Here is a 5,258-nt window from a genome sequence, read left to right on the forward strand (position 1 = left end):
GGAGGAGGCGCCGCCCACCCCCGTGACGCCCCCGGAGAAGAAGGCCGAGTCGCCCGCGGCGGAGGCGGAGAACCAGGAGGCGCCCATCGTCATGCCCCTGGAGATCACGGAGACGCCCGCGCCCCGCGACCCGCTCGGCATTGAATCGCAGAGCGTGAAGGGCAACGTGCTCACGCTCAACGTCCGCCACGGCGGCGGCTGCAAGGAGCACCGCTACGGCCTCGCGTGGGACGGGCGCTTCACCAAGACGGCCGCGGGTGAGCCGCGCGCGGAGCTCACGCTGCTCCACGACGCGAACAACGACCGGTGCAAGGCGATGGTCTACAAGGAACTGGCCTTTGACTTGTCCACGCTGAAGCAGGAGTGGAGCGAGAAGGGCCACGGCGACCACGCCACGCTCCACCTGGACTTCAACGGCGTGCCGGACCAGTCCGCCAACTTCAAGTTCTGACAGGTGCATGGCCCTGCGCGAGGAGGTCCTCGCGCAGGCGCGTCAGCACCTTGCCCAGCAGGTTCAGCCCCCGCCACTTGGACGGATCCTGGATGAGCGGGTTCTCCGCGGAGAGCCCCACGCCCCAGATGCGGTCCAGGGGACTGGCCTCCACCAGCTCCGTGCCCGCCGTGGCGAGCAGCGCCTCCAACAGGTGCGGGTGCTGGGTGAACTTCGCGTGGTTGCCCTCGTAGACGATGCGCTCACGCTCGCGCTCCCAGAGGGCCGCGTCGAACGGGGTCACCTTGCGGCCCAGCGCCTTGTGCTGCTTGGGCGTAGCGGCGCGCAGCATCTGCTCCAGCACGCGCGTGTCACCGAACAGGCGCGCCTTGCCCGCCATCATGTACTGCTCCGCGCAGGTGTACCGCACGCCGTCCACCGTGAAGACGGACGGGTGCCACTGCGAGAAGAAGGAATCTTCCTTCCAGAAGAACGTGAACCGCGCCGTCGTCGTCGTGCCCATCCCAGGCCTCCTTGAAATCTTCGTGTAATAGTGACACGAACGTGCGGCGATGGAGGAACCTGACTGGGGGCCCTACAATGGCCGTCCGCTCCCCATGCGACTTCAAGAAGCCCAGAAGCTGTTGGACCGCTGTTTCACCGGTACGCGGGAGGGTGCGCCTCGCCTCCACGAGCCCTCGGACCCCCGCTTCGCGGAGCGGGGTGGCGCGGTGTGGCTGGAGTACCGCTGGTACGTGCGCGAGCGCGGCATCGCGGAGGTGTTCCTCAAGTGGGACCGGGTGCCGCCCGGGAACGAGAAGACGGTGGAGGCCACGGTGCTGCGCACGCACCTGTTGGGCCAGTCCCCGATGCTGTCCCAGCGCGCGCTGCGCACGGTGGAGGGCGGCACGCCCGCGCCGGAGCGGGTGCTGGACGTGCTCAAGAACGACGGCATCCGCCGCGAGTGCGTGGCCCGGGGCCGCACCACCGTGACGGTGGAGCACTGGGAGAGCCGGCGTCCCGCGGCGCTGTTGGACGAGGCGCGCTTCGCGGAGCTGGCCGCGCCCCTGGAGGCGGAGGACTCCACGCCGGAGGGCCGTCACGAGGCCGTGCAGCGGCTGGCGGACGCAGAGCGCAGTCCGCGCGTGCAGGACGTGCTCCTGCGGCTCGTCGCGCGCAAGCCGTCGCTGATGGCCCTGCGCATCCTGTCGGAGTGGGGTGAGGTGCAGGCCCGCGAGTACCTCCAGCGGGACCTGGCCGCCGTGAAGCCGGGCAACGCGGCGGACCTGTGGGCCCTCACCGCGTTGGACCGGCGCCTGGAGGCGTGGCAGTCGCTGGCGCGCCCTACGTAAGGTGCGCCAGCGGTGCGTCAGTGCGAGCCCACCCGGGGGCCCAGCACGTCGCGCAGCGCATCCGCGACGGTGAGCTTCGGGTCCCAGCCCAGCGCGCGCAGCTTGCCCGGGTCCGCCACGAGGCTGGGGATGTCCGAGGGGCGCAGCCGCGCCGGGTCCAGCTCGATGCTCGCCTGCACGCCGGACAGCTGGAGCATCTCCTCCAGCAGGCTCCGGATGGTGCGGCCCTCGCCGCTGCCTACGTTGTAGGCCTGGCCGGCCTCGCCCTTGAGCAGCAGCAGCCGGTACGCGTCCACCACGTCCTTCACGTGGGAGAAGTCCCGGATGGCGTCCAGGTTTCCCGTGCGCAGGATGGGGTCCACCGTGCCCAGCGCGATGGCGCGGATCTGCGCCGCGAACGACGGCACCACGAAGGTGGGGTCCTGCCCCGCGCCCAGGTGGTTGAAGGGCCGGGCGAGGATGACCTCCATGCCGTAGCTGCGGAAGAACTGCTCGCCGGCCAGCTCCCCCGAGGACTTCGACGCCGCGTAGGGGCTGAGCGGCACGTGCCGGTGGGACTCCTCGGCACGCGTTCCCTCCGCGACCGGGCCGTACACCTCACCAGAGCCCACCAGCAGCACTCGCGCCTTGGGGGCGCTCTCACGCAGGGCGGTGAGCAGGTGCACCACGCCCATGGTGTTCACCGCGAAGACGCGCGCGGGGTTCTGGTGGCTCTTGGCCACCGAGCTGAAGCCGGCCAGGTGCAGCACCGCGTCCGGCTTCACCTCGGAGACCGCCGCCTTGACCTTCGCCTCATCGGCGATGTCGAAGTGCAACGCGGTGCTGCTGATGCCCTCGCCGCGAGGCCCGTGCACCTCCACCACTTCATCGCCGGCCGCCCGAAGGGTAGCGCACGCATGACGGCCGACGAATCCATCCGCTCCCGTGACGAGGACGCGCATCTTACCGCTGTCCTGCCTTCACTCGCTCCAGGTCCGCGTCGACCATCATCTCCACGAGCTGCTTGAAGCGCACCGTGGGCTCCCAGCCGAGCTTCTCCTTGGCCTTGTCGTACTTGCCGATGAGCAGGTCCACCTCCGCGGGGCGCACGAACGCGGGGTCGATCTTCACGTGCTTCTGGTAGTCCAGGCCCACGCGCGAGAAGGCGATCTCCACCAGCTCCCGCACGGTGTGCGTCTCGTTGGTGGCGACGACGAAGTCCTCCGGCGTCTCCTGCTGGAGCATGCGCCACATGGCGTCCACGTAGTCGCCCGCGAAGCCCCAGTCGCGCTTGGCGTCCAGGTTGCCCATGGGCAGCGTGTCCTGGAGGCCCATCTTGATGCGCGCCACGTTGTACGTGACCTTGCGCGTGACGAACTCCAGGCCACGGCGGGGCGACTCGTGGTTGAAGAGGATGCCGCTCACCGCGAAGAGCTTGAAGGACTCGCGGTAGTTCACCGTGATGTGGTGGCCGTACGCCTTCGCCACGCCGTACGGGCTGCGCGGGTAGAAGGGCGTGTCCTCCGACTGCGGGACTTCCAGCACCTTGCCGAACATCTCGCTGGAGGACGCCTGGTAGAAGCGCACCTGCGGGCGGGTGTGGCGGATGGCCTCCAGCATCTTCGTCACGCCCAGCGCGGTGAACTCACCGGTGAGCACCGGCTGGTTCCAGCTGGTGGGCACGAAGGACTGCGCCGCCAGGTTGTAGACCTCGTCCGGCTGGGTGAGGTTCAAGAGCGCCGCGAGCGAGAACTGATCCAGCAGGTCGCCCTGGTGCAGCGTCACCTTTCCCTGCAGGTGCGCGATGCGCTCGAACTTCTCCTCGGAAGAGCGGCGCACCATGCCGTGCACCTCGTAGCCCTTCTTGAGGAGCAGCTCCGCCAGATAGCTGCCGTCCTGCCCCGTGATGCCAGTAATGAGTGCGCGCTTGGCCATGGCCCTTGTCTGTTCGCTGGGAGACGCTGTTCGTTGTACCCGAGGCTTTCGCCTCCTGCCAACCGTTCCAGGGTTTCAGGGAACTTGAAGAGTGACGTGCCTATGCCTAGGTAGGGAGCGACCTGCCCAGGAGCCGCCCATGCGCAACCTCTCCCTCCCTGCATTGACGGTCGTGCTCATGAGCACGGCGGCGGGGGCCCAGACGGCTCCCGTGGCGGTGCCCTACACCGTGCAGACCCAGCCCGGAGCGCGCTCCGGGGGCGGTACCGTGAACGACGTGGCCCTGTGGGTGAACCCGGCCGACCCGGCCGCGAGCCGACTCATCACGGCGGACCAGAACAACGGCCTGTTCACCTACGCCCTGGACGGCGGGGAGGTGCAGGGCAACACCGAGGGCACGTCCGTGAGCGTGGACGTGCTGGGCGGCTTCCCGCTGGCGGGCGGTACGAACGCGGCGCTGGTGCTCAGCGCCAACCCCACGCTGTCGGGGCTCGTTCCCTACGTGATGGATGCCACGGCGGATGGTGGCGGGCTCACCCGCCTGTCACCCACGACGGCCCCTCTGGACGTGGGCGTCAGCTACGGGACGGTGCGGCTGGCCCGAGGGGCGGATGGGACCATCCAGGCCTTCGGGGGGCTCGCGGCCGGCGGCCTGCGGCAGTTCGAGCTGACGCCCACCGACGGCGGCGTCACGGCGACCCCGGTGAGGGACATCCCGGCGGGTGGGGTGATGGGGCTGGTGGTGGACCCGGCGTACCGCGCGCTCTACGTGGCGCAGCAGGGGCAGGGGCTCTACCGCTATGGCGCGGACGCGGACGCCGGCATCCTGGGCACGCAGGTGGTGGGCCTGGGGGACGGCGGCCTGACGTCCGTGGGGCGCCTCGCGCTGTACGAGGCGTCCGGGGTGGACGGCTACCTCGTGGCGACGGATCCGAGCGCGAACACCTTCGTCGTCTTCGACCGGCGCACGCTGGGCCGGGTGGGCGCGTTCCAGCTGGTGCAGGACGGCGGCACGGACGCGGTGGAGCAGTCGCGCGGGCTGGTGGCCTACTCGGGCGCGCTGGGCACGGCCTTCCCGGAGGGGCTCTTCGTCGCGCATGACGGCGTCAGCAGCAGCACGTTGACCGACAACCTCAAGCTCACCTCGTGGGGCAACGTGGCGCGGGCGTTCTCGCCGCCGCTCATCATCGCGCAGCAGCCGGCGGACGGCGGCGTGGACGGCGGCGTGGACGGCGGCACCGGCAACGACGGCGGTGGCGGCGTCATCGTCAATCCGGGCGACGGCAACCCCAATGGCGGTGGCGGCGGGACCGACGACGACAGCGGCTGTGGGTGCACCAGCACGTCGGTGCCGGCCATCGCGACGCTGGGGCTGCTGGCCATGTCGCTCCTGGGCCGCCGGCGCCGGAGCTGACGCTCGAAGCGGGTTGAAAGCGACAGGGGGGCGGGATGAAGTGCGCGCCCCATGCGCTCCTTCCGTTCCTCCGTCCTCGCGCTCGCGGTGCTCGCCTCCGCCTGCAAGGGCGGCCCGACGCCCGCACCCGCCAACACCCCACCCCCCG

Annotated in this window: 6 protein-coding genes; 3 read left to right on the plus strand and 3 right to left on the minus strand. The window is 70.3% G+C overall.

Annotated elements, in window-relative coordinates; translation table 11 throughout:
- Positions 1–451, plus strand: a 451-nt coding sequence (locus D7Y15_RS41995; protein WP_304988699.1) for a NigD-like C-terminal domain-containing protein, incomplete at its 5' end; no start/stop codon positions are given.
- Here the strand turns inward: D7Y15_RS41995 and D7Y15_RS42000 are convergent.
- Positions 441–953, minus strand: coding sequence for an NADAR family protein (locus D7Y15_RS42000; RefSeq protein WP_121756066.1), 513 nt, complete (start codon positions 951–953; stop codon positions 441–443). The genes D7Y15_RS41995 and D7Y15_RS42000 overlap by 11 nt on opposite strands.
- 94 nt (positions 954–1,047) lie before the next feature.
- Between D7Y15_RS42000 and D7Y15_RS42005 the strand changes: the two genes are divergently transcribed.
- Complete coding sequence (locus tag D7Y15_RS42005; protein WP_233605302.1) at positions 1,048–1,782, plus strand: hypothetical protein; 735 nt, start codon at positions 1,048–1,050, stop codon at positions 1,780–1,782.
- A 17-nt stretch (positions 1,783–1,799) separates the two neighbouring features.
- Here the strand turns inward: D7Y15_RS42005 and D7Y15_RS42010 are convergent, their stop codons facing one another.
- Positions 1,800–2,723: a GDP-mannose 4,6-dehydratase gene (locus D7Y15_RS42010; protein ID WP_121756068.1), complete on the minus strand. Its 924-nt coding sequence runs from the start codon at positions 2,721–2,723 to the stop codon at positions 1,800–1,802.
- A gap of 1 nt (position 2,724) precedes the next feature.
- Positions 2,725–3,696, minus strand: a complete 972-nt coding sequence (gene gmd, locus D7Y15_RS42015) for a GDP-mannose 4,6-dehydratase (protein ID WP_120581034.1) — start codon at positions 3,694–3,696, stop codon at positions 2,725–2,727.
- A gap of 139 nt (positions 3,697–3,835) precedes the next feature.
- Here gmd and D7Y15_RS42020 point away from each other — a divergent pair, with 139 nt between their 5' ends.
- Positions 3,836–5,110, plus strand: coding sequence for a myxosortase-dependent phytase-like phosphatase (locus D7Y15_RS42020; RefSeq protein ID WP_121756069.1), 1,275 nt, complete (start codon positions 3,836–3,838; stop codon positions 5,108–5,110).
- The last annotated feature ends 148 nt before the right edge of the window (positions 5,111–5,258 follow it).

This window comes from Corallococcus sp. AB030, from assembly GCF_003668965.1.
In the GTDB taxonomy this organism is placed as follows: domain Bacteria; phylum Myxococcota; class Myxococcia; order Myxococcales; family Myxococcaceae; genus Corallococcus; species Corallococcus exiguus.